Annotated in this window: 24 protein-coding genes and 2 tRNA genes; 15 read left to right on the top strand and 11 right to left on the bottom strand. The window is 70.3% G+C overall.

The window, feature by feature from the left end; genetic code table 11:
• Positions 1 to 113 precede the first annotated feature (113 nt).
• The 4 genes from ACWD4J_RS05030 (at position 114) to ACWD4J_RS05015 (ending at position 1,671) form a co-directional block, all read left to right on the top strand.
• A complete protein-coding gene (locus tag ACWD4J_RS05030) occupies positions 114 to 440 on the top strand; it encodes a hypothetical protein (protein WP_451393892.1) in 327 nt (108 codons plus the stop codon).
• A gap of 173 nt (positions 441 to 613) precedes the next feature.
• Positions 614 to 982 (top strand): WhiB family transcriptional regulator, encoded by a 369-nt coding sequence (locus tag ACWD4J_RS05025; RefSeq protein WP_451393891.1) that lies wholly within the window; start codon positions 614 to 616, stop codon positions 980 to 982.
• Positions 979 to 1,302 carry a hypothetical protein gene (locus tag ACWD4J_RS05020; protein ID WP_451393890.1) on the top strand — a complete coding sequence of 108 codons (324 nt, stop codon included), beginning with the start codon at positions 979 to 981 and terminating at the stop codon, positions 1,300 to 1,302. The genes ACWD4J_RS05025 and ACWD4J_RS05020 overlap by 4 nt, the downstream gene beginning before the upstream one ends.
• Positions 1,303 to 1,416: 114 nt before the next feature.
• A complete protein-coding gene (locus tag ACWD4J_RS05015; protein ID WP_451393889.1) occupies positions 1,417 to 1,671 on the top strand; it encodes a hypothetical protein in 255 nt (84 codons plus the stop codon).
• A gap of 31 nt (positions 1,672 to 1,702) precedes the next feature.
• Here the strand turns inward: ACWD4J_RS05015 and ACWD4J_RS05010 are convergent, their stop codons facing one another.
• Both ACWD4J_RS05010 and ACWD4J_RS05005 read right to left on the bottom strand, forming a co-directional pair.
• Positions 1,703 to 3,103, bottom strand: coding sequence for an ABC1 kinase family protein (locus tag ACWD4J_RS05010; protein ID WP_451393888.1), 1,401 nt, complete (start codon positions 3,101 to 3,103; stop codon positions 1,703 to 1,705).
• A gap of 41 nt (positions 3,104 to 3,144) precedes the next feature.
• Positions 3,145 to 4,287, bottom strand: coding sequence for a TOMM precursor leader peptide-binding protein (locus ACWD4J_RS05005; RefSeq protein WP_451393887.1), 1,143 nt, complete (start codon positions 4,285 to 4,287; stop codon positions 3,145 to 3,147).
• A gap of 201 nt (positions 4,288 to 4,488) precedes the next feature.
• Here ACWD4J_RS05005 and ACWD4J_RS05000 point away from each other — a divergent pair, with 201 nt between their 5' ends.
• The 4 genes from ACWD4J_RS05000 to ACWD4J_RS04985 all read left to right on the top strand — a co-directional run bounded on the left by ACWD4J_RS05000 (position 4,489) and on the right by ACWD4J_RS04985 (position 8,417).
• Positions 4,489 to 5,085 (top strand): M48 metallopeptidase family protein, encoded by a 597-nt coding sequence (locus tag ACWD4J_RS05000; RefSeq protein WP_451393886.1) that lies wholly within the window; start codon positions 4,489 to 4,491, stop codon positions 5,083 to 5,085.
• A 191-nt stretch (positions 5,086 to 5,276) separates the two neighbouring features.
• On the top strand, positions 5,277 to 6,953 hold the full coding sequence (locus ACWD4J_RS04995) for a TerD family protein (RefSeq protein WP_451393885.1): 1,677 nt from the start codon (positions 5,277 to 5,279) through the stop codon (positions 6,951 to 6,953).
• An 11-nt stretch (positions 6,954 to 6,964) separates the two neighbouring features.
• Positions 6,965 to 7,645 (top strand): AIM24 family protein, encoded by a 681-nt coding sequence (locus ACWD4J_RS04990; protein ID WP_451393884.1) that lies wholly within the window; start codon positions 6,965 to 6,967, stop codon positions 7,643 to 7,645.
• A gap of 16 nt (positions 7,646 to 7,661) precedes the next feature.
• The gene (locus ACWD4J_RS04985; RefSeq protein ID WP_451393883.1) at positions 7,662 to 8,417 is read left to right on the top strand and encodes an AIM24 family protein; all 756 of its coding nucleotides are present in this window, start codon (positions 7,662 to 7,664) and stop codon (positions 8,415 to 8,417) included.
• 94 nt (positions 8,418 to 8,511) lie between these two features.
• On the opposite strand, the gene ACWD4J_RS04980 is transcribed toward ACWD4J_RS04985, so the two are convergent.
• Together ACWD4J_RS04980 and ACWD4J_RS04975 are read right to left on the bottom strand one after the other, a co-directional pair.
• Positions 8,512 to 9,051 carry an NUDIX hydrolase gene (locus tag ACWD4J_RS04980; protein WP_451393882.1) on the bottom strand — a complete coding sequence of 180 codons (540 nt, stop codon included), beginning with the start codon at positions 9,049 to 9,051 and terminating at the stop codon, positions 8,512 to 8,514.
• Entirely contained in the window at positions 9,048 to 10,523 is a 1,476-nt protein-coding gene (locus ACWD4J_RS04975) for a zinc-dependent metalloprotease (RefSeq protein ID WP_451393881.1), read from the bottom strand. Before ACWD4J_RS04975 ends, ACWD4J_RS04980 begins: the two co-directional genes overlap by 4 nt.
• Positions 10,524 to 10,715: 192 nt before the next feature.
• On the opposite strand from ACWD4J_RS04975, the gene ACWD4J_RS04970 reads away from it, so the two are divergent.
• The 3 genes from ACWD4J_RS04970 to ACWD4J_RS04960 all read left to right on the top strand — a co-directional run bounded on the left by ACWD4J_RS04970 (position 10,716) and on the right by ACWD4J_RS04960 (position 14,116).
• Complete coding sequence (locus ACWD4J_RS04970; RefSeq protein WP_451393880.1) at positions 10,716 to 11,873, top strand: SDR family oxidoreductase; 1,158 nt, start codon at positions 10,716 to 10,718, stop codon at positions 11,871 to 11,873.
• Between the two features lie 178 nt (positions 11,874 to 12,051).
• Positions 12,052 to 12,510: a molybdenum cofactor biosynthesis protein MoaE gene (locus ACWD4J_RS04965; RefSeq protein WP_451393879.1), complete on the top strand. Its 459-nt coding sequence runs from the start codon at positions 12,052 to 12,054 to the stop codon at positions 12,508 to 12,510.
• A 514-nt stretch (positions 12,511 to 13,024) separates the two neighbouring features.
• On the top strand, positions 13,025 to 14,116 hold the full coding sequence (locus ACWD4J_RS04960) for a YlbL family protein (protein ID WP_451393878.1): 1,092 nt from the start codon (positions 13,025 to 13,027) through the stop codon (positions 14,114 to 14,116).
• 23 nt (positions 14,117 to 14,139) lie between these two features.
• Here ACWD4J_RS04960 and ACWD4J_RS04955 read toward each other — a convergent pair whose 3' ends face one another.
• Positions 14,140 to 14,697, bottom strand: a complete 558-nt coding sequence (locus ACWD4J_RS04955; RefSeq protein WP_451393877.1) for a PPA1309 family protein — start codon at positions 14,695 to 14,697, stop codon at positions 14,140 to 14,142.
• Positions 14,698 to 14,830: 133 nt separating this feature from the next.
• On the opposite strand from ACWD4J_RS04955, the gene ACWD4J_RS04950 reads away from it, so the two are divergent.
• The 4 genes from ACWD4J_RS04950 (at position 14,831) to ACWD4J_RS04935 (ending at position 20,267) form a co-directional block, all read left to right on the top strand.
• Entirely contained in the window at positions 14,831 to 17,773 is a 2,943-nt protein-coding gene (locus ACWD4J_RS04950) for a UPF0182 family membrane protein (RefSeq protein WP_451394019.1), read from the top strand.
• 47 nt (positions 17,774 to 17,820) lie between these two features.
• A tRNA-Met gene (locus ACWD4J_RS04945) sits at positions 17,821 to 17,894 on the top strand.
• 253 nt (positions 17,895 to 18,147) lie between these two features.
• Complete coding sequence (locus ACWD4J_RS04940) at positions 18,148 to 20,055, top strand: sel1 repeat family protein (RefSeq protein ID WP_451393876.1); 1,908 nt, start codon at positions 18,148 to 18,150, stop codon at positions 20,053 to 20,055.
• Positions 20,056 to 20,193: 138 nt separating this feature from the next.
• Positions 20,194 to 20,267, top strand: a tRNA-Met gene (locus ACWD4J_RS04935).
• 69 nt (positions 20,268 to 20,336) lie between these two features.
• On the opposite strand, the gene ACWD4J_RS04930 is transcribed toward ACWD4J_RS04935, so the two are convergent.
• From ACWD4J_RS04930 to hisN, 6 genes are all read right to left on the bottom strand, one after another.
• The gene (locus ACWD4J_RS04930) at positions 20,337 to 21,473 is read right to left on the bottom strand and encodes an ABC transporter substrate-binding protein (protein ID WP_451393875.1); all 1,137 of its coding nucleotides are present in this window, start codon (positions 21,471 to 21,473) and stop codon (positions 20,337 to 20,339) included.
• Positions 21,474 to 21,511: 38 nt separating this feature from the next.
• Positions 21,512 to 22,399 (bottom strand): ABC transporter permease, encoded by an 888-nt coding sequence (locus tag ACWD4J_RS04925; RefSeq protein WP_451393874.1) that lies wholly within the window; start codon positions 22,397 to 22,399, stop codon positions 21,512 to 21,514.
• Positions 22,396 to 23,199 (bottom strand): ABC transporter ATP-binding protein, encoded by an 804-nt coding sequence (locus tag ACWD4J_RS04920; RefSeq protein WP_451393873.1) that lies wholly within the window; start codon positions 23,197 to 23,199, stop codon positions 22,396 to 22,398. The genes ACWD4J_RS04925 and ACWD4J_RS04920 overlap by 4 nt, the downstream gene beginning before the upstream one ends.
• A 152-nt stretch (positions 23,200 to 23,351) precedes the next feature.
• Positions 23,352 to 23,768, bottom strand: a complete 417-nt coding sequence (locus ACWD4J_RS04915) for a Fur family transcriptional regulator (protein WP_451393872.1) — start codon at positions 23,766 to 23,768, stop codon at positions 23,352 to 23,354.
• A 166-nt stretch (positions 23,769 to 23,934) separates the two neighbouring features.
• Positions 23,935 to 24,342 carry a CBS domain-containing protein gene (locus tag ACWD4J_RS04910; RefSeq protein WP_451393871.1) on the bottom strand — a complete coding sequence of 136 codons (408 nt, stop codon included), beginning with the start codon at positions 24,340 to 24,342 and terminating at the stop codon, positions 23,935 to 23,937.
• Between the two features lie 206 nt (positions 24,343 to 24,548).
• On the bottom strand, positions 24,549 to 25,349 hold the full coding sequence (gene hisN / locus ACWD4J_RS04905; protein WP_451393870.1) for a histidinol-phosphatase: 801 nt from the start codon (positions 25,347 to 25,349) through the stop codon (positions 24,549 to 24,551).
• Between the last annotated feature and the right edge of the window lie 132 nt (positions 25,350 to 25,481).

Genomic DNA, 25,481 nt, shown 5'->3' with positions numbered 1-25,481 from the left:
GTTCTTAAGCACGGAGACGGCGGCTTCTCGAAGCCCCGGTTCCGTGCTGTACTTGAAAGCCGTTGGACCGGTTCCTGACCGGTCCCCAGAGACGCCGAGAGGAGGCGATTCCAGTGATCAGCATCAACACGAGCTCCATCAGCACCGCCAAACTGACCGATCGCTCGGTCGTCGCCTCCTGCCTGCTCGGTCTCTCCAACCTGGGCACCGGTCTGTCCGGCATTCCCGCCGTGCGTCCGGCGTCCTCCGTGTCTCCCTCGGGTCTTGAGATCCGGGAGCGCAATGAGCGACCGACCCAGGCACCGGAAGCAGTAGCAGCAGTGGCACAGGCCTCGGCCTATGCCTTTGCGGCGGCCGGTGCCGGATCCCGCAAGACGACGCAGCACCACCACACGATGTGGGCCTTCCGTGGGCTCGAACCCTGGAGTGATCCAGCCTGATACGCCATCAGGCCGGCGCCTTCAGGGCCGCGGAACCCCATCCGGGATCCGCGGCCCTTCTGTTTTCCCCAACGGGGATGACGGAGCGAAGGGGCCTCGGGACAAGAAAGACCCGGTACAACCAGCCGCCACCCGGCCAACAGGCCGGAACGACCAGACGAGGAAGACGAACCGTGCAACTCGAAGCGCACGCCCCGTCCGTACCGCCTTCCGAAACGATCCCCCCGCCCGGCCTCACGGAGGACTCCACCTTGACCCCGCTCACTGCGCTCACCGCGCTCGACGACGCCATCGAGAACCTCGGCGTACCCGTCCCCTGCCGTTCCTACGACCCGGAGGTCTTCTTCGCCGAGTCGCCGGCCGATGTCGAGTACGCCAAGTCCCTCTGCCGCACCTGCCCGCTGATCGAGGCCTGCCTCGCCGGGGCCAAGGAGCGGCATGAGCCGTGGGGCGTCTGGGGCGGCGAGCTCTTCGTCCAGGGCGTCGTGGTTGCCCGCAAGCGGCCGCGTGGCCGCCCGCGCAAGAACCCGGTCGTCGCATGAACGCCACCGGAACGATCGACCGCCCTCACACGCACGACCCCCAGAAGCAGGCCCCGATGACGACGTCCACCAGCGAGCCCGTCGGCTCCGCGACTCCAGACTTCACCACCACCGGCGCGACCGACTCGCGTCAGAACAGGACCCGAGAGATGCAACTCATCCCAGAAGCCCTGGCTCGTGCGCATATGCACGAGCGGCTGCGCGAGGCCGACGCGGAACGCCCGGCCGCGCGCCTGGCCGCCGCCCGGCGGATGCAGCGCCGCGCCGAGCGCGCGTCGCTCCGCGCACGCCGCGCCCTGGCCCTGGCCGTGATGCAGTAACGGCCGCAGCCCGGCACCACACGCCTAAGTGCTCCCCGCGAGGGCCGGTCCGTTCGGACCGGCCCTCGCGGTGCGTTGCCGGCGAACCCTCTGAATCGGCGTTATCGTCACGACGTGACGTGTCTTCCCGGGGACAGTGACATCGGCGCCTCCACCGCGGCGTCCCACCCGCCCGCGCGGATCCAGGGCTCCGCCGGACTGCCGGACGACGAGGGAATCATGTGCGCTCGCTGCGGAGCGCGGGCCGAGGCCGCACAACCCACCTGGACCTGTTCCGTGGAAAACGGCACCCGCCGCTACTTCTGCGACACATGCGCGCGCACCCATCTGAGGGCGATCGAGGGGCGGCTGGATTCTGCCTGGTGGTGAACCCGGCAGCGCCTCCTCGTGCGCGTCATGGTCACGCCTCGGCGACCGGCTCCTCCTCGGTGAGATCGGCGAAGTCGTCCAGGGTGTCCAAGTCGTCCGGCACGGGTTCCTCCTCGACGAAGCCCGGCAGCCAGGCCTCGAGCTCGTCCCGCATCCGGACCCGGGCACCCAGCTGGCACAGCACACCGATCGTGCTCAGCGTCACCCGGTGGATCAGCAGATACGACGGCGGCAGGTTCAGATGCTTACCCAACTGGTAGGCGGGCGAGCGAGGATCCGCGATGCGCGCCGCCTGGCCGCGCATCCAGCTGCGTGTGAACTCGAACTCCTCTGCCTGAGCCGGCTCGATGATCGGCAGCAGATAGTCGAGCACCGCCTCCGGGTCGAGCTCTACCTCCTCCTTGACGAAGCCTTCCTCGCAGAGCCTCTCGTAGACCGCCTCGGCCCGGCCGCCGAGTGCCATGCGCAGCGAGTCCCCGATCGTGGACGGAAGACCCCCGGGCAGCCGGTCCACCGTGCCGAAGTCCAGTACGCCGAGCCGCCAGCCGTCGTTGCCGTCGGGCAGCAGCCGGAAGTTGCCCGGGTGCGGGTCCGCGTGCAGCAGGCCGGTACGCGCCGGGCCTGAGAAGAGGAAGCGGGTCAGCAGCTGCCCTGCCCGGTCGCGCTGCTCGGGGAGGCCGCCGGCGATCACTTCCGACAGCGGTATCCCGTCGATCCACTCGGTGACCAGTACCTGTTCGCACTGGTGCACCACCGCGGGCACCAGTACATCCGGGTCGTCCGCGAACTCTTCGGCATGGACCTGCTGGGCCTGTGCCTCCAGGCCGTAGTCGAGCTCCTCGGACACGCGGTCGCGCAGTTCCGCGATGAGGGGCTTGATGTCCACGCCCGGAATCAGCGGCCCCAGCAGCCGTGCGAACCGGCCGAGTTGCGTCAGGTCCGACAGCAGCGCCTCTCCGGCCCCCGGGTACTGCACCTTGACAGCGACCTCGCGCCCGTCGTGCCACACGGCCCGGTGCACCTGGCCGATCGACGCGGCTGCGGCGGGCTTGTCCTCGAATTCCAGGAACTGCTCGCGCCACTCATCCCCGAGCCGCTCCTCCAGTACGGAGTGCACGGTGCGGGTCGGCATGGGCGGGGCAGCCTCCTGCAGTTTCGTCAGCGCGGCGCGGTAGGGCCCGGCGATCTCCTCCGGCAGGGCGGACTCGAAGACGGACAGGGCCTGCCCGAACTTCATGGCGCCGCCCTTCAGCTCGCCCAGGACCTTGAACAGTTGTTCGGCGGTGCGCTGTTGCAGCTCGCGCCCCACGAGCTCCGCCGACTTGCCGCCGATCCGCTTGCCGAGGCCCCACGTGGCGCGCCCGGCGAACCCGAGCGGCAGCGCGGCCAGCTTGGCGGTACGGGTGACCGCCTTCCGGGGAAGATCAGACATGCGCCCCTCCAAGTCCCAGACGGCCGTACCCTGTGCGGCGGTCACCCGGCCATTGTGTCGTGCCGTCCCCCGTCATCCGAGGTCTGTTCACTCTTACCTTGTCCGGCGGTCCCGCACGGGCATGCCGGGTGCGGCCACACGGGTCGTGCGTGCCAATCGAGTCCTGGCAAGGACGCCTCCCAGCGGGCTCCTGTGCTCGCCGGCGAGCCTCCGTCCAGAAAGGCCAGGGCGTGTGCCGCCGCCAGTCCCGCGACGGCCGTCGCCAGAGCGGCGTCGCAGGCGGTGACATGACGCTGATGCCCCGAGCGCCACTGCGCCAGCAGACGTGGCCAGGTGGGATCCCGCTCCGTGCGTCCCCGTGACAGGCAGCCCGCACAGGCCGTCATGCCGGGCAGGACCAGGGGGCCGACCATACCGGTGCCTTCCACCACGCCTGCGTAGAGATGAGGTGTCCCCGAGGAGATGAGCGGTTCCGCGGCGGCGGGGTCGGGGGCATGGGCGGAAAGGCCGTCCCGCGGGGCGAGGATCACGAGGGACAACCCCGGCTCTGTTGCCGTGGTCTGCCCAGACCGGTCGCGGCGGGGTACGCGGTCGGGGGCGGCCTGTCGTACGGCCTGGCGTGCGGCTTCCGTCCTGCGGTCGCCGACCGATTCGGCCGGCAGGCCGCCCGGCGCGACGTCCCACGGCTCGACGCATCCGATGTCCTGCACATCGATGTGGCCCACACCGGCAGCCGCGAGGACCGAGGCGATGACGGCACCCACGCGGCCGGCGCCCTGGATCTGCACGCGCATGGCGCGACGCGCGGCCAACGTCCTTATGGCGCCGCCCGGTTCGGGCGTGACGACCGAGAGCGATGCCAGGTCGGCCTGCAGACGCTGAAGTGGGCCCTCCCGTTTGCGCAAGGCCTCCACGGCGGGGCCGCCGCCGGTCGCATCGTCCAGGAGCCCTGCTGCCGACAGACGCTCGATGAGCCTGTCCACATGCCCGTCGGGCAGCCCTGTGCGCCGGCCCTCGTCGCGCAGCAGCTCCACTCCGCGGGTCCCGTCGAGCAAGGTCAGGAAACTGCCGGTGGCCGTGTCGACCGGGCCGAGGAGGACCGCGTGCGCGGGTGTCACACCGAACTGCATGGTGTTGCGGTCGCGCCAGCCGCGCCGCAGGGCGGGTTTCAGGATCGGATGCATGACTTCCCCCGTTGCCAACTGGATTTCCGGTCTGAGCCGGTTGCTGTCCGTGGCCAGCATGCAGCGGCTGGGCGGAGGGATGCGCCGAGTTGTCCACAGGCGCGAGGATTAGTCGTATTAATCAAGTGTTCGAGGAGTGGATCGGTGGCGAACCATCCGGGAGGCAGGACTTCCCGCACGCTCAGCGGGTAACGTCGGGGCGTGTCCGCCGACCCCTTGCACCGCGCCGGAACCCCGCAGCGCAGTACGACCAGCCCGCCGTCAGGCGGCTCGAGGGCGAGCGCAGTCGAGGTCCGCCGGAGCGCTCGCCGACGCAGAACGGTTTCCGCGTACCGTGAGGGCGACCGCACCGTCGTACTGATCCCCGCCCGCATGTCCGAGGCGGAGGAGCAGCGCTGGGTAAGGGTCATGCTCGAAAAGCTCGCGGCCCAGGAGAGCAAGCGGGTGCTGGGGGATGCCGAGCTGACAGAGCGTGCCCAGCGGCTGTCCGACCAGTTCTTCGACGGCCGGGCCCGGCCCGCCTCGGTCCGCTGGGTGACCAATCAGAACACCCGCTGGGGCTCCTGCACCCCGGCGGAGGGCAGCATCCGTCTCTCCCACCGGCTGCAGGGCATGCCCGAGTATGTCGTCGATTACGTCCTCCTCCACGAATTGGCCCACCTTCTGGTCCCCGGACACGGGCCCGGGTTCTGGCAGCTGCTCGAGGCGTATCCGCGAACCGAGCGGGCTCGCGGGTACCTCGAAGGCGTGGTCGCGGCCGACCGGCTGCCCCACGTCCCAGCCGCACGCGGCGAATGAACTTCGCCGACTGAGCGCCACGCGCGCGTGGCGTGACGCGGACACACTGCTGGGACGGGCCCGGAGCGGATCCCGCCGTGCCCCAAGCGCTGATTCTGTACCGGGTCTGTACCGGCTTCGGCCGTTGTCGGTTTTTGCGGCTAGCCTGGCGCGACGCAAATCACTTTCGGGATGGGGGACGGTCGTTACGCATGGCCAGGGAATTCCAACGCGGCCACAAGGCCAGGATCAGTGACCTCACGGCGGGGACCGATCTGTACGTAGGTGTGCAGATTTCCGCCCCCGGGCTGACGTTCGACATCAGCTGCTTCGGTCTCGATGCCAACGAGCAGCTCTCGGACGACCGCTATTTCGTCTTCTTCAACCAGCCGAAGACACCCGAGGAGTCGATTCAGCTGCTCGGCGCGCAGGCCGGCGACACCGAGTCCTTCCGCGTCACCCTCGACCGCATACCGGCGAACATCCACAAGCTCTCCTTCACCGCGACCATCGACGGCGCCGGGCAGATGTCGCAGATCGCGCCCGGTCACATCCGCATCGTCGCGGGCGGCGAGGAGGTCGCGCGCTACGCCTTCAGCGGCGCCGAGTTCTCCACCGAACGCGCGGTGATGCTGGGCGACTTCTACCTGAAGGACGTGTGGCGGTTCGCCGCGGTCGGGCAGGGCTTCGACGGGGGACTCGAGGCGCTGCTGAAGAACTTCGGCGGCGAGGTCGCAGAGGAGGAGCCCGCGGCGCAGCAGCCCCAGACGGGCGGCGCTCCTGGCTTCGCTCCGCCCGCTCAGGCCGCCCCGGCGCCCGCGTTCGCGCCGCCCGCGTTCGGCGCTCCGGCCGCTCCCGCGCCTGCCCCAGCCCCCGCACCCGCCCCCGCACCACAGGGTTTCGCGCCACCTCACGCACCCACGCCGCCCCCGGCCCCCTCGGTGCACGCCGCGCCGACCATCGCCGCGCCGCTGGCCCCGCCCGCCGCCGGCACCGTGCCGCCGCCGGCGGCCCCTTCGCCGTACGGACAGCCTGTGGGACAGCCGGGCCCGCCCCCCGGGTACCCCCAGGCGCCGGCCCCGCCCCCCGGCTACGGCCAGCCGCCCCACGCGCCGGCCCCGCCGCCCGGCTACGGCCAGCCGCCGGGCAGCCCGTTCCCCGGCCAGCAGGGCGCCCCGTCTCCGTACGGAGCACCACAGGGAGCCCCTCAGGGGGCAGCGCCGGTCGCCGCCGGTGTGGCCGCCGGACTCGGGGCCTACCGTGAGAAGCCCACCGGGCAGCGCTGGACGCAGCAGAACAAGAAGTTGATCCGCGTCGACCTCGGCATGGGCGACGCGCCCGTGCTCGCCCGGCAGGGCAGCATGGTGCTCTACCAGGGCAAGGTCGACTTCAGTTACAAGGGCGCGGGCTTCGCGGGCCGCATCGTGGGCAACGCCACCGGCCAGGAGATGCAGCTGATGCGCTGCACGGGCCGCGGCCAGGTCTTCCTCGCAGAGAACGAGACGCACCTGCACCCCATCGAGCTCCAGGGCGACGCGATCTGCGTGTCCGCCGAGAACGTTCTCGCCTTCGACGAGGCGCTCCAGTACGAGGTGCGCAGGATCGAGGGCCACGGCATCCCCGGCGGGGCGCTGTTCGTCATGCAGTTCCAGGGCACCGGCACCGTCGTCGTGAAGACCCACGGCACCCCCGTCGTACTGCCCGTCACGCCGACGACGTTCGCCGACTGCAACGCCGTCGTCGCCTGGTCGGCGGCCGCGCAGGCCATCGTCTCCAGCCAGGTCCGGATGCGCGCCAACGCCTACGCGGGCGCCACCGGCGAGAGCGTGAACCTCCAGTTCCGCGGCGCCCCGGGCAATTTCATCGTCGTCCAGCCGTACGAGGTCTGAGGGAGCCCGTCATGAACCAGCAGCTCGCGGGCTACGCCCCCGCACCCGTCGCCGCCCGCATGGAGAACCACGGCAAGAACATCCTCAAGGTCGCCATGCAGTCCGGAAACGACCTCCTCGCGCGCGTGGGCTCGATGATCGCCTACGAGGGCTTCGTCCAGTACGAGCCGAACCCGCCCGCCGTACGGCAGATCGCGCGGGACTGGATCACCGGCGAGGGCGCCCCCCTGATGAAGTGCTCCGGGGACGGCCTGCTCTACCTCGCCGACTACGGAGCGGACGTCGTCGTCATCAACCTCGGCGGCGACGCGATCTCGGTGAACGGCACCAACCTCCTGGCCTTCGACGCGAGCCTCCAGTGGGGCGTCGAACGCGTCAAGGGCCTCGCCAAGTTCGCCGGCCAGGGCCTGTGGAACGTCAGGATCTCCGGCAACGGATACGTCGCGCTGACCTCGCGCGGCACGCCCATCGTCGTCGACTGCGGCCGCGGCGAGGACGAGACGTACGTCGACCCGGACGCGCTCGTCGCCTGGTCCCCGAACCTCAAGGTGAAGGGCAAGCGCAGCTTCAGGGCGGGCGCGCTCGTCGGGCGCGGCAGCGGCGAGGCCTACCAGATGGGCTTCTCGGGAGAGGGCATCGTCGTCGTACAGCCCAGTGAGGACAGCACCGACCGCCTCCGGATCCGGGGCTGAGGGGGAGCGAGACACCATGCAGAGCCCGCTTTTCGCGCACACCGAGCAGCAGACCCAGGAGCGCTACACCGTCCAGAACCCGCAGATGCTGCGGGTCGCTCTGGAGGGCCACGACGACGTCCTGGCCCGCAAGGGCGCCATGGTCGCCTACCAGGGCCTCATCGAGTTCGACGCCGAGTACCAGAGCGGGCAGCAGCAGCGTGCCCGCGCGAACACCGGCGAGGGCCTCGACCTGATGCGCTGTCACGGTCAGGGCACCGTCTATCTCGCGAACATGGCGCAGCACATCCACGTGGTGGACGTCGAGCAGGACGGTCTGACCGTGGACAGCAGCTACGTCCTCGCGCTCGACTCGTCGCTCACCCACCAGGTCATCGCCGTGGACAGCCAGTACGGCATCTCCGGCTCCGGCAAGTACCAGCTCAACATCACCGGCCGCGGCAAGGTCGCCCTGATGACCTCGGGTCGGCCGCTGATGCTGCAGGTCACGCCCGACCGCTACGTCAACGCGGACGCGGACGCCGTCGTCGCGTGGTCCACCGGCCTGCGCATCCAGATGCAGGCGCAGACGCATTCATCGGGAGTGTGGCGGCGACGCGGCAACACCGGCGAGGGCTGGGAGCTGAGCTTCATGGGCCAGGGCTTCGCGCTGGTGCAGCCCAGCGAGCTGCTGCCCCCGCAGAACGCCGTCATCGGCCAGGGCCTGCGCGCCCAGTACGGGATGGGCCAGCAGGGGGCGCGCGGCCAGAACCAGGGCAACGTCTGGAACTGAGCGTGCGAGGACGCGACCTGCGCAACCTGTAAGGGGCGGCTGCCAAGGGCGGCCGCCCCTTACACGTCGGTGCCGTCGGCCGGCGCCCGCTCCTTCAGACCGGAAGGCGCTCCAGCGTGGCCTTCACCAAACGCACCACGGACTCGTCGGCGACGTCTGCCACCTCGTCGTATCCGAACCAGCGCAGGTCCAGCGACTCGTCGCTGATCGCCTCGACGGCCCCGGCCGGGGCGAGGGCTGCGTACTGCACGTCCAGGTGCCAGGCACACGGTGTCAGATGCCGGTCAAGGCGCACCGGGCCCCCGTCGAACAGGGCCAGTCCCGAGATGCCCGATTCCTCGGTCGCCTCACGGAGCGCCGCGTCCGCGAGCGTCGCATCGCCGGGCTCGCAGTGCCCACCCATCTGCAGCCACTTGTGGATCTTGCCGTGGAGGGTGAGCAGCACCCGCTCGTGCTGCGGGTCGATCACCAGGGCGCTCGCCGTGATGTGCCCGGCCGAGCAGGCCTTCCACATCCCGTCCGGATACGTCTGCAGATGATCGAGATACGCCTGGCGCAGCTCTGCCTGGCCCTCGGGGAGCTTGTGGGCCTCATAGCCCTCGAGCACAAGGACGGCGTCGTCGTGAAGGCTCACTTGTCGTCGTCGCCCTCACCGTCGCTGCCGGATGCGGGCTCGTCCTTCGTGACGCCTTCGGACGTGTCCTTCTTGAGGTCCGGCTTGCCGGATCCGCCGCTCGCCGCCTCGCCGAGCAGCTTGTCCAGCTCGGAGAAGTCCAGATGCTCGCGGTGCACGAAGCCGTCCGGGTCGTCCAGGTCGGAGGCGGTCGGCAGCATGTCGGGGTGGGCCCACAGGCCGTCCCGGCCGTCGACCCCACGGGCGTCCGTCAGCGAGGCCCACAGGCGGGAAGCGTCGCGCAGCCGGCGCGGACGCAGCTCGAGCCCGATCAGCGTCGCGAAGGTCTGCTCGGCGGGGCCGCCCGTCGCACGACGCCTGCGCAGCGTCTCACGCAGCGCGTTCGCCGACGACAGACGCGGCTTGGCCGCCTCGTGCACCACGGCGTCCACCCAGCCCTCGACGAGCGCCAGCGCCGTCTCCAGGCGGGCCAGCGCGGCCTTCTGCTCGGGGGTGTCCTCCGGCTGGAACATGCCCTGCTGGAGTGCGTCCTGCAGCTGCTCAGGGTTCTGCGGGTCGAGCTGGCCGACGACGTCCTCCAGCTTCGCCGTGTCGACCTTGATCCCGCGCGCGTACCCCTCGACCGCGCCGAACAGGTGCGAGCGCAGCCACGGCACATGCGCGAAGAGCCGCTGGTGGGCCGCCTCGCGCAGCGCCAGGTAGAGCCGGACCTCGTCCTTGGGGACGCCCAGGTCCTTGCCGAACGCCTCGATGTTCGCCGGCAGCAGCGCGGCCTTTCCGGCCGGGCCCAGCGGCAGGCCGATGTCGGTCGAGCCGACGACCTCGCCCGCGAGCACGCCCACGGCATGCCCGATCTGCGTACCGAACATGGCGCCGCCCATGGAGCGCATCATGCCGAGCAGCGGGCCCGCCATGGCCTGCATCTCCTCGGGCAGGACATCGCCCATGGCCGCACCGACGCGCTCGGCGACCGGGTCCACCAGGTCCTTCCAGACCGGGAGGGTCGCCTCGACCCACTCGGCGCGGCTCCAGGCCAGCGCCGATCCCGCACCGGACGGCAGCGACGTCACGCCGTCCAGCCACAGGTCCGCCAGGCGCACGGCCTCCTCCACGGCCGCGCGGTCGGTGGGGCCGACGCTCGCGTCCTTCGTGCCGTCGGCCGTGCCCTGGGAGACGGTCTGGCGGGCGATCTGCTTGGCCATGTCCCAGTTCACCGGGCCGCCCTCGTACGAGAGCATCTGGCCCAGCTGCTGGAAGGCGGCGCCCAGGTCGGACGGGTTCAGCGACCCGAACATCGCGGCGAAGGGATTGTCCCCGCCGCCCGGGCCACCTGCACCGGGCAGACCGAAACCGAAGGGGTTGGCAGGTCCCTGACCACCACCGCCACCGCCCTGCTGGTCCTTCTTCTTGCCCTCGTCGCCGTTCTCCGGCTCCTCCGGCGGAAGGCCGAATCCGAATGGGGTGTCACTCACGGGATTCCTCGGCTGGTTGGGCCGCCGGTACGACACCGGCGGCGGCTGCCCGAACTTCACCACCCAGCGTAGACACCATGACGGGATAGGGCCTCAGTGCTTCGCCGACGGGGGGCCTGCGGCAGGATGGATCCCACCTGGTACGTGCGTGTCATTCACGCACGTACTGAAGACAACCGCTGGAGACGCCTGGTGAGTTCCCCAGATCCACAGGTTCGCGCACCGCGAAACCCATCAGCCCGCCCGTCGCCCGGCCCCAGCCCCTCAACGCTTCGCGCAGGCGAGTCGACCGCCCCGCGTGGGCCCGTCGTAGCGGTCACCGGCGCCGCGTCCGGCGTCGGGGCGCTGCTGACCGAGCGTCTCGCCGCCAGCGACGAGATCAAGCAGGTCGTGGCCATCGACGAGCGCCGCGGAGAGTGCGCGTCCGCCCAGTGGCACATCCTCGACGTACGGGACCCGGCGATCGCCGAGCGGCTGCGCGGCGCCGACGTCGTGGTGCACCTCGCCGTAGACCTGGACCTCGGGACCGACCCGGCCGCCCGCACCGCGTACAACGTACGGGGCGCCCAGACCGTGCTGACCGCCGCGGCCGCCGCCGGCGTCCACCGCGTGGTGCTGTGCACCTCCGCCATGGTCTACGGGGCGCTGCCCGACAACGAGCTGCCGCTCTCCGAGGACGCGGAACTGCGCGCCACCGCCGAGGGCACCGGCGTCGGCGACCTGCTCGAGATCGAGCGGCTCGCCCGCCGTGCACCCCGCGCGCATCCCGGGCTCAACGTCACCGTGGTGAGGCCCGCAGTCCTGGTCGGCGGTACCGACACCGCGCTGACCCGCTACTTCGAGTCGCCCCGGCTCCTCGTCGTCGCCGGATCCCACCCCGCGTGGCAGTTCTGCCACGTCGAGGACCTGTGCAGCGCCCTGGAGTACGCCGTGCTGGAGAAGGTCGACGGCGAGCTCGCCGTCGGCTGCGACGGATGGCTTGAGCAGGAGGAGGTCGAGGAGCTCAGCGGGACACGGCGCATGGAGCTGCCCTCGGCGGTCGCCCTGGGGGCCGCGGCCCGGCTGCACCGCATCGGGCTCACGCCGTCGCCTGCGGGCGACCTCGCCTACACGATGTATCCGTGGGTCGTGAGCGTCAGCCGGCTGCACGACGCCGGGTGGCGGCCGCGGTGGACCAACGAGGAGGTCCTTGCGGAGCTGCTGGAGGAGGTCGCCGGGCGGCACACCGTGGCGGGGCGGCGGCTCGGGCGCAAGGACGCGACTGCGGCGGGGGCCGCGGGGGCGACGGTGGCTCTGCTGGGGGCGGCGGCCGTGGTTCGGCGGGCGCGGAAGGCTCGGCGGCGGGGCTGAGGCGGCCCCTCGCCCTGCTTGCCGGGCTCGGTGCCATACCGCTGGGAGGTGCCCCCAGCCCTGCGGAAGGCCTGCCCACAGCAGGTGGGGACGGCTGCCCACAGCGGTGAGGAACGCCTGACCACACTGTGTGCGGGGCGTCTGCCCTGGCGTGGGTGGTGTGGGGCACCATGGGGCTATGGCACGCACCTATGACCACCCCGGTGAGCAGGCCGGGCAGGATCCCATTCGGCTTCTCGCGCTGCGTGACAGTCCGATCTCCGTCGACGAGGTGTTCCTGGCCGCCGGTGACGATGCCGCGGGCGGTACCGCGCTGTTCGTCGGGACCGTGCGCAACCACGACGGCGGCTCCGACGTGGATGCCCTCGGGTACTCCTGCCATCCGACCGCCGAGGCGGAGATGCGCCGCATCGCGGAGAAGATCGTCGCCGAATACCCGGTGCGGGCGCTCGCCGCCGTCCACCGCGTCGGCGACCTGCGGGTGGGAGACATCGCGGTCGTCGTCGCCGTCTCGTGCCCGCACCGGGCAGAGGCCTTCGAGGCGTGCCGCAAGTTGATCGACGACCTGAAGCACGAAGTCCCGATCTGGAAGCACCAGAAGTTCTCGGACGGGACAGAAGAATGGGTCGGCGCGTAGCGCCGTCGTCGAGGGGTGGTGGTCGGGCGACGGGAGGGCGGGTCGGCGCGTAGCGCCGTCGTCGAGGGGTGGTGGTCGGGCGACGGGAGGGCGGGTCGGCGCGTAAGGGCGTCGTGAGCCGGCGAAACCTAAGTCCCTACTTACCGAAAAGCATTCCAGTTGCGTAACCGCACCCCCGCCGTGAGCGTTGACGGTGCGAATGGTTAATCTGCTGAACAGCTGCCGATCAGCTGCTGATCAGTCAGTTGCGGTCGCTTGTGGGGTTGGGAGGTCGGAATGGCGGCGCTTGCATGGTTGCTGATTCCGCTTGTGGCTGCGATCGGCGCCGGGGTGTGGGGCAGCTGGGCCGCCAGACACCGCAGGATGGGCGACGGCCCGGAGCTCGCGGGATATGAGCGCTTCCGGCAGGCGATGGAGAGGTCCCATTCCGGCCCTGACGCCGCCTGACCTGTCCCGAGCCCCGTACGGACGGCCCGGGCAGTGCAGTGACAGACCCGTCCCGTACTGTCGTTCCATGCCACGCCGCACTGCGACGATGCTCGCCTCCACCCTGATCCTGATCGCGCTGCTCTGCGCGGGAGTGCTCATCCAGGTGCCCTACGCGGAAATGACCCCGGGGCCCACGGTGAACACGCTCGGCGATCACGACGGCGAGCCGGTGCTGCAGATCTCCGGCCGTAAGACGTACCCGACGACCGGCCACCTCAACATGACGACGGTCAGGGTCACCAGCGCCGACTACAACATGAACCTCGTCCAGGCCATCTACGGCTGGCTGGCGCGCGACAGCAAGATCGTTCCGCACGAGACCCTCTATCCGGACGGCAAGACGGAGGAGCAGTCGACGCAGGAGAACGCGGAGGAGTTCAGCCAGTCCCAGGAGAGCGCCAAGGTCGCCGCCCTGAAGGAGCTGGACATCCCCGTGAAGTCGTGGGTGATCGTCGAGTCGGTGCTCAAGAACAGCCCGGCCGTCGGCAAGCTGCACGCGGGCGACGTCATCAAGGCCGTCGACGGCACGAGCGTCAAGCAGCCCCAGGACGTCGCCGAGCTCGTCACCAAGCACAAGCCCGGCGAGAACGTCGTCTTCACCGTCGTCCCCGCCAAGGAGCAGGCCGCCGCCGAGAAGGCGGGCAAGGAGGCGACCCGCACGCAGCAGGTCACCATCACCACGAAGAAGGCGGACGACGGCGACCGCGCGATCGTCGGCATCCAGGCCGGAACCGATCACACCTTCCCGTTCAACATCGACATCAAGCTCGCCGACGTGGGCGGCCCGAGCGCCGGTCTGATGTTCGCCCTCGGCATCTACGACAAGCTCACCCCGGGCAGTCTCACCGGCGGCAAGTTCGTCGCGGGCACCGGCACCATCGACGACAGCGGGACGGTCGGCCCGATCGGCGGGATCCAGATGAAGACGGTCGGCGCCCGGGACAAGGGCGCGCAGTACTTCCTGACCCCCAAGGACAACTGCGCGGCGGCCGCCAAGGACACCCCCGACGGGCTCACGCTCGTCAAGGTCAACACCATCGACGACGCGCTGAACGCCCTCAACGACATCCGGGAGGGCAAGACGGCCGACCTGCCCCGGTGCACCACCAAGGGGTAGCGCACCAGGGACGCCGACGAGGACTACTCCTCGAAGGTCGCCGCCAGCGCCTCGGCGAGGCCCGGCACCAGGTCGGAGCCTGTGAGCACGTCGGTCGCCGAGTCCTTCTCGCGCAGCCGCAGCGCCGACTCGCGCTCCCCGCCGCGCAGCACCGCAACCGTCATCCGCACCTCCTGGCGCTCGGGATGCGTGGCGACCCACTTCGCGAGCTCGGCCTCGTTCAGGCTGTCGGGTACGGATGCCTCGGCGGACGGCGGCAGCATCAGCCGCTCCACGGACAGTGCGCAGCCGACCACGGCGTCGGGCCAGGCGATCGTGCCGAGGAACTCGTCCAGCGGGCTGTCGGCAGGAAGTTCGTCCTGCTCGATGGGGGTGTAGGAGCCGGCCGGAGCGTCATCGGTGAGGCCGAGGCGCTCCGCGAGCCCCGGCTCCTGGGAACGCAGTTGAGCGGTGTCGACGAGTGCGAAGAGCCGGGCCGGCTGGTCCCAGCCGAGCCCTGCGACGTACTCGTCGATCTCGAGAACGGCGCGGGTGAGCGGACCGGCCGCCATGGGGGTGCCTGAGGAGGCGGTGTTGGACATGGTCACAATCCTGCCTCGTTCCGCCCCGGAAGCGGGAACTGAGTAAAGCATCAGTAAGTTGCATATGTGTGGCCCGGCGATCGCGGGGCCGAAGACCGACAGCGACTTCGAGGTGCGCACCTTGGCTTTCCAGATGCCGGACCGCGGCGGAGGCCCGACAGGGCAGCGGATGAGAGTGGGCCGACCGTCCCGGCGTGTCCGGACTCTGCTTATGACATTGGGCGTGCTGGCCGCCTTGGCCATGGCGTTCGTGATGTTCGCAGGGTTCTGGACGGACTGGCTCTGGTACCGGTCCGTGAAGTACTCGTCCGTCTTCACGACCACCCTGTGGACCAAGATCGGCCTGTTCTTCGTCTTCGGCCTGCTGATGGCCCTGGCCGTCGGCGTGAACATCTGGCTGGCCCACCGGCTGCGGCCACCGCTGAGCGCCATGTCCATGGAGCAGCAGAGCCTCGACCGCTACCGCATGGGCATCGCCCCGTACAAGAAGTGGCTCCTGCTCTCGATCGCCGCCCTCGTCGGACTGATCGCGGGCGCCTCCGCCGCCGGGCAGTGGCGCACCTGGCTGATGTGGGTCAACGGCGTGCCCTTCGGGCAGAAGGACCCGCAGTTCCACCTCGACGTGTCGTTCTATGCGTTCGACCTGCCTTGGTACCGCTTCCTGCTGGGCTTCGGCTTCGCCGCTGCGGTGCTGTCGCTGATCGCGGCCGCCCTCACGCACTACCTGTACGGGGGGCTGCGCATCACCAGCCCGGGCGCGCGCGCCACGGCCGCCGCCACCGGGCATCTGTCGGTGCTGCTCGGCCTCTTCGTCGCGCTCAAGGCCGTCGCCTACTGGCTCGACCGGTACGGCCTGGCGGTGAAGTCCAGCGACTTCAAGGCCACGGGCAACTGGACAGGCCTGAGGTACGTAGACGCGAACGCGTACCTGCCCGCCAAGACGATCCTGTTCTGCATCGCCGTGATCTGCGCGCTGCTGTTCTTCGCCACGCTGTGGCGGCGCACCTGGCAGCTGCCGGTCATCGGCTTCGGCCTGATGGTGCTCTCCGCGATCCTCATCGGCGGTCTGTACCCGGCGATCGTCCAGAAGTTCCAGGTCCAGCCGAACGAGCAGGCCAAGGAAGCGCCGTACGTCGAGAAGAACCTGAAGGCGACCCGCGAGGCATACGGCATCGACGGCGCCAAGGTGCAGGACTACGAGGGCAAGAGCAGCACGGAGGACAAGAGCAAGCTCCGTGAGGACGCCGACAACGCGGCGAGCATCCGTCTGCTCGACCCGAACATCGTCTCGCCGACGTTCCAGCAGCTTCAGCAGATCAGGAACTACTACGCGTTTCCCTCGAACCTGGACGTCGACCGGTACAACATCGACGGCCAGGAGCAGGACACCGTCATCGGGCTGCGCGAGCTGAACATCAACGGCATCCCGAAGAACAACTGGATCAACGACCACTTCCGATACACGCACGGTTTCGGCGTCGTCGCGGCCAAGGGCACCACCGCGGACTCCGATGGCCGGCCGGTCTTCACCGAGTCCGACCTGCCGTCCACCGGGTCGCTCGGCGAGTACGAGCAGCGGATCTACTACGGCGAGAAGACCACGCAGTACTCGATCGTCGGCGGTCCCCAGAAGGAGATCGACTACTCCGACGACAGCGGCGAGAAGACGACCAGCTACAAGGGCAACAGCGGCGTCAACCTCTCCAACCCGATCAACCGGGCCGCGTACGCGGCGGCGTTCAACGAGCCGCAGATCCTGTACTCGGGCGCGATCGGCGAGGGTTCGCGGATCCTGTACAACCGCACGCCCAAGGAGCGCGTCGAGGCGGTGGCCCCCTGGCTCACCATCGACGGCGATGCCTATCCGGCGGTGGTCGACGGCCGCATCCAGTGGATCGTCGACGCGTACACCACCACCAACGGCTATCCGTACGCCTCGCGGACCACGCTCGGCGACACCACGGCCGACTCGCTGACCGCCGCCAACAACCAGCGCGCGGTGGTGGCCCAGCAGAACCAGGTCAACTACATCCGCAACTCGGTGAAGGCGACCGTCGACGCCTACGACGGCACCGTCAAGCTCTACCAGTGGGACACCGAGGACCCGGTGCTGAAGACCTGGATGAAGGCCTTCCCGGGCACCGTCCAGCCCAAGACCGACATCTCCAAGTCCCTCATGAGCCATCTGCGGTATCCGCAGGACCTGTTCAAGGTCCAGCGTGAACTGCTGACGCGCTACCACGTGAAGGACGCGCAGACGTTCCTCAGCGGCAGCGAGGTGTGGCAGGTGCCGGACGACCCGACCAACAAGTCGGGCAACGCCGTGCCGCCGTACTACCTGAGCATGAAGATGCCCGACGACACGGCGCAGGCGTTCTCGCTGACGACGACGTTCACGCCGAACGGCCGCGACAACCTCAGCGCGTTCATGTCGGTCAACGCGGAGGCGGGCACCAAGGACTACGGCAAGATCCAGATCCTGAAGCTGCCGTCGAGCAGAACCGTCGACGGGCCGAAACAGGTCCAGAGCCAGTTCAACTCCGAACAGGACATCGCCGAGTCCATCAGGCTGCTGAGAGGCGGCGACTCGGAGGTCGAGTACGGCAATCTGCTGACGGTGCCCCTCGACGGAGGCCTGCTGTATGTCGAGCCCGTCTACGTACGCGGTGGTGGGCTGAAGTACCCGTTGCTGCGCAAGGTTCTGGTGACCTACGGAGGCGCGACGGCCTTCGAGGACACGCTGGACCAGGCGCTCAACAAGGTCTTCGGAGCCGAGGCGGCCACCCAGCCACCGGCGGACGAGGGAACCACCAAGCCCCCGACGTCGGAGAACCCGACCGTCCAAGAGGCCCTCAACGATGCGCAGAAGGCCTTCGAAGCCGGCCAGGAAGCCCTCAAGAAGGGCGACTGGGAGGCGTACGGCCAGGCGCAGAAGGACCTCGAGGACGCGCTGCAGCGGGCCGAGGACGCCCAGTCCAAGACCGCCGACAAGTCGGGGGACACGTCGGGCGACAAGTCCGGTGACACCTCCGGCTCCCAGAGCAGCAGCGGCCAGAGCAGCGGGAACAGCACTTAACCGGGGAAGGCTCCGTCCCGCGTCGTGATACGGTTTCAACAACACGGCGCGGGGTGGAGCAGCTCGGTAGCTCGCTGGGCTCATAACCCAGAGGTCGCAGGTTCAAATCCTGTCCCCGCTACTGAAGTCGAAGGCCCGGATCCATACCAGGATCCGGGCCTTCGGCATGTCCGTGGGTCGCGGACCTTGTCTCGTCAGTGAGTTCGAGCCGTGAGCGCGGTTGACGACTGACGCTTGTACGAAGACTGCTCCAGCCGGTGGGAGTTGGGAATTCTGTGTTTCACTTGTCTCTCTGTGGGCATGTCGACAAAACGCTGAAGTGACCTCACGGGCTGCGGTATACCGGGTGTACCCAGGTTGCAGGTGGTGCGACGATGGACGTTATGGGGGACAAGGCAACTCTGTACGAGACGGGGCGGTTTGTGCATGCGGCTGACCGGGACGAGACCGGCACGGCCGCCGAAGAGGCACGCAGGCGGCTCGCCGCCGAAAGCGGCGACGTAGAGGCGATGAGCGTCCTCGGGGCCATGCTGCTGGGCCGAGGCGATCTCGACGGGGCAGAGCCCCAGCTGCGCGCGGCCACCGCGGCCGGTGACCGCGCGGCCGCCAACAACCTGGGCGTTCTTCTGCACCAGCGCGGTTACGCCGAAGAGGCCGCCGGATGGTGGCGTATCGCCGCCGTCGCGGGGTCCGCGGCGGCCGCGCACGCGCTCGGCCGGTACCACCGCGAACGCGGCGACGAGCCCGCCGCCGAGTACTGGCTGCGCCAGTCCGCCGAACAGGGCCACGCCCTCGGTGCCTATGCCCTCGCGGATCTCCTCGAGCACCGCAGCGACCCGGAGGCGGAGACCTGGATGCGGGCCGCCGCCGACCGCGGCCACCGCGAGGCCGCGTACCGCCTGGCCCGCGCGCTCGACCGGCGCGCAGCGGAGGAGCCCGGCGACGGCACGCTCCGAGGCCGGATCCCGGCGCAGCGGGCCGGCGCGGCCCGCAAGCCGCAGGCGACCGCGGGCGACACCGCGCCCGACGGCGAGGGAGCCAGGCCGGAAGGAGAGAGCGCGCCTGCGCTGACCCTCGCCGACGAGGCCGAGCAGTGGTACCGGCAGGCGGCGGCGCGCGGGCACCGGCGCGCCGCGCTGCAGCTCGGCGCGATCCTCGAGAAGCGGGGTGAGCTGAAGGAGGCGGGCCGCTGGTATCTGACGTCCGCGAAGGACGGCGAACCGCGTGCCGCGTGCGCGCTCGGCTTCCTGCTGCGCGACGCCGGCGACGAGAAGAACGCCGCCGTGTGGTGGCTCAAGGCCGCCCAGGAAGGCGACGGCAACGCCGCCAACGCGCTGGGCGCACTGCACGCCGAGCGCGGCGAGTCCCAGACCGCCGAGCGCTGGTACCGCGCCGCCATGGACGCGGGCGACGTCAACGGCGCCTACAACCTCGGCCTGCTCTGCGCCGGCCAGGGCCGCACCGCCCAGGCCGAGCAGTGGTACCGGCACGCCGCCTACGCCGGCCACCGTGAGGCCGCCAACGCGCTCGCCGTTCTGCTTCTGCAGGGCGGAGACGCGGCCGGCGCCGAACCGTGGTTCTCCAAGTCCGCCGAAGCGGGCAGCGTGGACGCCGCCTTCAACCTCGGCATCCTCTGCGCCGGCCGCGGCCAGGAGGCGGGCGCGCTGCAGTGGTACGAGCGGGCCGCGGCGGCCGGGCACATCGAGGCCGCCCTCCAGGCGGGTATCGCCCGCCTGCGGGAGGGCGACGAGCGGACCGCGGAGCGCCATCTGCGGTGCGCGGCAGGCGGGGGCAGCGCGGAGGCGGCGTACCGGCTCGCGACGCTCCTGGACGCGCGGCGCCCGCCGGCGAAGGCCCACGAGCTCGGTGAACCGGCGACGGAGAAGACCGAGTGCGAGGAGTGGTACGAGCGGGCCGCCGAGCAGGGGCACCGGCGTGCCCAGGTGCGGGTCGGGATGCTCGCCGCCGCGCGCGGCGACGTGGTCGAGGCGGCGCACTGGTACCGGGCGGCGGCCGAGGCCGGCAGCCGGAACGGGGCGTTCAACCTCGGGCTGCTGCTCGCCCGCGAGGGCAGCGAGCCGGAGGCCGCGCTGTGGTGGACGCGGGCGGCCGACGCCGGGCACGGGCGGGCGGCACTTCGGCTCGCTCTGCTCTACGCGCGTCGGGGTGAGCTCGTGGAGGGCCAGCGGTGGTGCGACCGGGCCGTCGCACTCGGGTCGGGGGAGGTCGCGGAGAGGGCCGCGCGGTTGCGGGACGCGCTCCGGCAGGAGCTGTCGGCCTGAGCGGATTCGACACTGGTCCGAGCGGATTCGCCGGCGGACTCGACAGCGGTCCGAGCGGGTCCGTCGGCCACCGAGTCCTGCCGTTCCGAAAGCGATTTGCTCTTCCGCGTCGGGCTCGCGTAATGTGGGGTTCACCGACGCGGGGTGGAGCAGCTCGGTAGCTCGCTGGGCTCATAACCCAGAGGTCGCAGGTTCAAATCCTGTCCCCGCTACTGAAACGAAAGGCCCGGATCCTTGAGGATCCGGGCCTTTCGCATTCCATTGCCGCAGTGAGCAGCCGGCTACGGTTGGTGGCCGACCGCCTCTTCGTAAAGCGCGCGGTCCACCGCCTTCTTCTCCGGAACCGGAGCGCCCTCGAAGACGCCTGCCGCGGCATACGCGGCCTGCAGCCGGTCTGTCGTACCGGAGCGGATCTCCCAGTCCATGCGGAGCGACGGCGTCGATTCCAGCACGGCCTCGTCCGTCTTCAGGAGCTTCGCGAGCTCGGCGACGAACGACTTGTCCGACTTGTAGTCGCCGGCGAAGTAGGTGTTCACCGTGCGGATGTAGGCGCGCAACAGAGCCACGCCCGCGTCGACGTCGTCGTTCAGCAGCTTCGGGCCGAAGAGCATGCCGCCGAGCGGCTCGCCGGCGGGCTGGCCGCCCAGGAAAGCGTAGCGGTCGTCGCCGTCGACCTTGCGCCACACCGGATCGAGCAGCCAGGCCGAGTCGACGCCGCCGTTCTGCAGGGCGGTCAGGACGTCGGCCGAGCCCAGCTGCTGGAACTGGATCTTGTCCAGGCCGCCGCCGTGCTTCTTCAGCGCCTTGTTCATCGGGTACGAGATGACCGAGCCCTTGCCGATCATCGTGCCGAGCTTGCGGCCCGCCATCGTGACGTGGTCCGCGTTCTCACCCTTCTTCAGCCGCACCCACAGGCCGCTCTTCGACTCCGGGTCGGGTGAGAAGTTCCCGGCCACCCACTTGATGTCGAACCCGCCGTTGATGCCGTTCATCACGGCCGCCTCGGGCGCCGCCCACTGTGCGTCGATGTCGCCCTTGGCGAGGAGCGGCAGGGCGTCCGGGGTCGGCAGCACCTTGAGCTCGACGTCCAGGTTCTCCTTGGCGAATTCGCCCTTCTCCAGGGCCACCTCCAGCGGCGCGACGTACTCGGCGCTCAGGGTGCCGGTGGCGATCGTCAGCTTGCGTTTCTTCGCGAGCGGCTGTGGGGCAGGCGCGTTCTTGTCGCAGCGGGCGGGCTTGCGGTCCGCGGACAGGTCGGCCGGGTCGGTCCAGCTGCCCTCGCCGCAGCCGGTGACCGCCTTGACGGCGCGGGGCCCGGCCGCCGGCTCGCTGCCCGGGCCGTCGTTCTTGGCGCAGCCGGCGGAGGCGAGCAGGGTTCCCGCGACGAGCAGCGCTGTCACGGCGGTGCGGGTGTGCATGAGGCCTCCGTACGGAAGTGTCGAAAGCGTCCGAAGCGTCATGACTGGCCCCGCCCTCGGTCGCGCGGGGCCCATGGAGTGAGCAGCCGGCCGACGAGCCGTACGACCTCGGAGAAGAGAACGCCGAGCACGGCCACGCAGACGATGCCGACGAACATCACATCGTTCTGGAAGAGCGCCCGTGAGTCGAAGATCAGATGGCCCAGGCCGTTCGTCGCGGCGATCTGCTCGGACGCGACGATCACGAGCACCGCGACGCCCGCCGCGATCCGGGCGCCGACCAGCACCGCGGGCAGGGACGCGGGCAGCAGCACGTGGCGGAACATCTGCCACGGCGAGGCCCCGAAGACCTGCCCGGCGTCGCGGTGGCCCGCCGGGACCGCCAGGACCGCGGCCATCGTCGAGATCCAGACGAAGAAGAAGACCGTGGCCGCGACCAGCGCGACCTGCGGGCCCTCACCGAGGCCGAACATGTTCAGGAAGATCGGCAGCAGGGCCAGCTTGGGGACCACGTACAGGGCGTCGAGCAGGGGTTCCAGCGCGGCCCGTACGAGGGAGAGCGAGCCCATGAGCAGGCCGAGCGCATAACCGGTGAGCGTGCCGATCGCGTACCCGGCGAGCACGCGCTTCAGCGTGGCCCACACGTCCGGCCAGAGATCGCCGTCCGCGGCCCGGTCCCAGCCGTCCGCGAGGATCGTGCTCGGCGCCGGGTAGACGCGGTCGTCGACCCAGCCCTGCACGGCGGCGAGCTGCCACAGCAGGACCAGCACGAGCGGGACGGCGACCGCGAGGGAGAGCTCCAGGGCACGGCGCCTGCGGTGGGTGCGTACGGGGTGCAGCTCCTGTGGGCCGGGGCGGCGGACCAGCACCGCCTCGTCGGTGGCGTGTTCCTTGCGTACGTCGGTGGGTGCGGGATGGACGCTCATACCGGCACCGCCTCCCTGCGGACCTCCCCGCGCAGCAGCTCCCACAGCTCGCTCTTGAGCGCGGTGAACTCCGGGGCCGAGCGCACATCGCCGGAGCGCGGGCGGCTGAAGGGCGGGCGGCGTTCGGCGATGATCCGGCCCGGACGGGCCGACATGACCAGGACCCGGTCACCGAGGACGATCGCCTCTTCGAGACTGTGGGTGATGAAGAGGGTGGTGGTGCTGGTGGTCTGGGTGAGGTCGAGGAGTTCGTCCTGGAGGATCGTGCGCAGCTGGGCGTCGAGTGCGGCGAACGGCTCGTCCATCAGGAGGATCTCGGGCTCGACGGCCAGCGCTCGGGCGATCGCCACGCGCTGGCGCATGCCGCCGGAGAGCGTGGCGGGGTAGGCGCCCGCGAAGTCGGCGAGGCCCATGCGGGCCAGCCAGTCGTGCGCGCGGGCGTCCGCCTCGCGGCGCGGGACGCGCTGGATGTCGAGGCCGAAGCGGACGTTGGCCAGGACGGTCTTCCAGTCGTAGATGCCGTAGTCCTGGAAGATCATCGCGGCTGGGCGTGGGGACGCGGTGCGGATCCGGAGTTCGCCTGCGGTGGGCCGGAGGAGGCCGGCGGCTGTACGGAGGAGGGTGGACTTTCCGCAGCCGGAGGGGCCGACGATGCAGGTGAACTCGCCGGGGGCGATGTCGAGGTCCACGGGGCCGAGGGCCTGGACCGCGGTCGGGCCCCGGCCGAAGGTGCGGGTGAGGGCGGTGGCCCGGAGTTTGGGTGTCTGGGCGGCTGTGGGGGTTGGGTGCGGCTCTCCCACGGGTCTTCTCCTTGCGGAGTGCGGATGTGTGAGCGCCGCTGACGATATGACGGGTCGTCAGATTCGGGAAGGGGGTGCGTCGCGGGGGTTCCTGTAATGCAAGAAGCTCCGGCACCGTCCGGTGCCGGAGCTTTGGGGGTCGTACGCGCCCGTCAGGCGCCCGCGCAGTTCGGGCAGACGCCGCGGTAGGTGACCTCGACGTCCGAGATCGTGAAGCCGAAGCGCTCCGTGTCGGGGAGGTCCGTGAGCGGGTTGCCGTTCGGGTGGACGTCGCGGATGGCGCCGCACTGGCCGCAGACCAGGTGCTGGTGCGGCCGGTGCGCGTTCGGGTCGTACCGCTTCGCGCGCCTGTCCGTGGTGACCTCGATGACCTCGCCGAGTGTGACGAGCTCGCCCAGCGTGTTGTACACCGTCGCCCGGGAGATCTCGGGCAGCTTGGCGACGGCCCGGGCGTGCACCTCGTCAGCCGTCAGGTGGACGTGTTCGCCGTCGAGGACCTCGGCCACCACACGCCGCTGCGCGGTCATCCGCCATCCGCGTCCGCGCAGTCGTTCCAGCAGGTCACTCATGAAAACCAGCCTAACAGCAGGGGGACCAGATTCCGAACGGGTGTGACTTTGGAAGCTTGCTCGACTTAGACATTGTCTATCACGGGGTGGGGGACGGCAGACGGGCCGCAACCCCCTGCGGGGGCTCCGGCCCGTTCGCGTGCCCGCCGGCCAGGCCGACAGGGCCTTAGGTGGCCGCCGCCGGTACCCGCTGCGGGGCCGGTGCCCAGCAGCGGATGATGTCGCGCACCGAGAGGATGCCGACCGGTTCGTGGCCGCGCTCGTCCAGCACGATCAGATGCCGGAAGCCGCCGTGCGCCATGGCGCCCGCCGCGTTGTCCAGGGTCCACGTCGGGGTGGCGAAGACGACGTTGTTCGTGGTGTGGGTGCCGGCCTTCTCGTGGTCCGGGTCCTGGCCGAGGCCGAGTGAGTTCAGGATGTCGCGCTCGGTGAGGATGCCGGGCCCGCTCGTGTCGGGATCGAGGACCACGGCGGCGCCGACACGGCGTGCCGACATCAGCCGGGCCGCCTGGCGGAGGGTGTGGTCGGGGCCGATGATGAGGACCAGCTTGCTCATGGCGTCACGGACGAGCATGGGATGGAGCCACCTCCTGGGGTTCCGCTTCCGAGCCCCCGGTGCTCGAGGCACCCTGTTGAACCCTTCACAAGTTCACAAGTGGGGGGACTCTCAGAGTCGCAGCGAAGCGGAAACCCAACAAGGGGGCGCGTGCGCACGGGTTTTTACGTTCTTTACCTCCGTGCGCCGGGGGCGCTGTCGCCGACGGCGTCGGTACCGACGCGTCAGTACCGCTGGTTGAGATAGCCCAGCAGCTCCTCGTGGAGCGGACCGTTCGACGCGGCCGCGTTTCCGCTGTGCGGGCCCGGACGCCCGTCGAGGCCGGTGAACGTGCCGCCCGCCTCCGTCACGATGATCGCGTTCGCCGCCATGTCCCACAGGGACAGCTCCGGCTCCGCGCAGATGTCGACGGAGCCCTCCGCGACCATCATGTACGGCCAGAAGTCGCCGTAGCCGCGGGTGCGCCACACCGCCCGGGTGAGGTCCAGGAAGCCGTCGAGCCGCCCCTGGTCCTCCCAGCCGCTCAGGCTCGAGTACGCGAAGGAGGCGTCGGCCAGCCGGCGCACGCGGGAGACCTGCAGACGGCTCGCGGACGACAGGCTGCGCCCCGTGTATGCGCCGTGGCCCTTCGCCGCCCACCAGCGGCGGCCGAGCGCCGGCGCCGACACGACGCCGACCACCGGCTGGAAGCCGCCCTCGCCCGCCTCCATCAGCGAGATCAGCGTGGCCCAGACCGGCACACCGCGTACGTAGTTCTTGGTGCCGTCGATCGGGTCGATCACCCAGCGGCGGGGGCCCGTGCCCTCGATGCCGTACTCCTCGCCGAGGACCGCGTCGCGCGGGCGCGCCCGGCCGAGGTGGCCGCGGATGAGCTCCTCGGCCGCCTTGTCGGCCTCGCTCACCGGCGTCATGTCCGGTTTGGTCTCGACCTTCAGGTCGAGGGCCTTGAACCGGTCCATCGTCGCGGCGTCGGCGGCGTCCGCGAGGACATGGGCGAGACGCAGGTCATCGAGATAGTCGGGCATGGGCGAACAGTATCGATCTCCTCGCGCATGCGGCCAGGTGCCCTCCGCGGCGGAGTGACGGAGTGCCGCGGGCCCCGACGTGCTACGGACCGCACCCGCACGACCCTTGACAGTGCCTGTGGGCGCGTCAAC

It is taken from the genome of Streptomyces sp. NPDC002577, from assembly GCF_053594815.1.
Note: the sequence above shows the minus strand (reverse complement) of the source record. Positions and strands in the feature narration are given on the sequence as shown.

Coding starts and splice junctions, on each gene's coding strand:
- ACWD4J_RS05020 (WP_451393890.1), top strand. CDS start 979: ATGAACGCCACCGGAACGATCGACCGCCCTCACACGCACGACCCCCAG.
- ACWD4J_RS05010 (WP_451393888.1), bottom strand. CDS start 3,103: ATGTCTGATCTTCCCCGGAAGGCGGTCACCCGTACCGCCAAGCTGGCC.
- ACWD4J_RS05005 (WP_451393887.1), bottom strand. CDS start 4,287: ATGCATCCGATCCTGAAACCCGCCCTGCGGCGCGGCTGGCGCGACCGC.
- ACWD4J_RS04995 (WP_451393885.1), top strand. CDS start 5,277: ATGGCCAGGGAATTCCAACGCGGCCACAAGGCCAGGATCAGTGACCTC.
- ACWD4J_RS04990 (WP_451393884.1), top strand. CDS start 6,965: ATGAACCAGCAGCTCGCGGGCTACGCCCCCGCACCCGTCGCCGCCCGC.
- ACWD4J_RS04985 (WP_451393883.1), top strand. CDS start 7,662: ATGCAGAGCCCGCTTTTCGCGCACACCGAGCAGCAGACCCAGGAGCGC.
- ACWD4J_RS04965 (WP_451393879.1), top strand. CDS start 12,052: ATGGCACGCACCTATGACCACCCCGGTGAGCAGGCCGGGCAGGATCCC.
- ACWD4J_RS04960 (WP_451393878.1), top strand. CDS start 13,025: ATGCCACGCCGCACTGCGACGATGCTCGCCTCCACCCTGATCCTGATC.
- ACWD4J_RS04955 (WP_451393877.1), bottom strand. CDS start 14,697: ATGTCCAACACCGCCTCCTCAGGCACCCCCATGGCGGCCGGTCCGCTC.
- ACWD4J_RS04950 (WP_451394019.1), top strand. CDS start 14,831: ATGCCGGACCGCGGCGGAGGCCCGACAGGGCAGCGGATGAGAGTGGGC.
- ACWD4J_RS04940 (WP_451393876.1), top strand. CDS start 18,148: ATGGACGTTATGGGGGACAAGGCAACTCTGTACGAGACGGGGCGGTTT.
- ACWD4J_RS04930 (WP_451393875.1), bottom strand. CDS start 21,473: ATGCACACCCGCACCGCCGTGACAGCGCTGCTCGTCGCGGGAACCCTG.
- ACWD4J_RS04925 (WP_451393874.1), bottom strand. CDS start 22,399: ATGAGCGTCCATCCCGCACCCACCGACGTACGCAAGGAACACGCCACC.
- ACWD4J_RS04915 (WP_451393872.1), bottom strand. CDS start 23,768: ATGAGTGACCTGCTGGAACGACTGCGCGGACGCGGATGGCGGATGACC.
- ACWD4J_RS04910 (WP_451393871.1), bottom strand. CDS start 24,342: ATGCTCGTCCGTGACGCCATGAGCAAGCTGGTCCTCATCATCGGCCCC.
- hisN (WP_451393870.1), bottom strand. CDS start 25,349: ATGCCCGACTATCTCGATGACCTGCGTCTCGCCCATGTCCTCGCGGAC.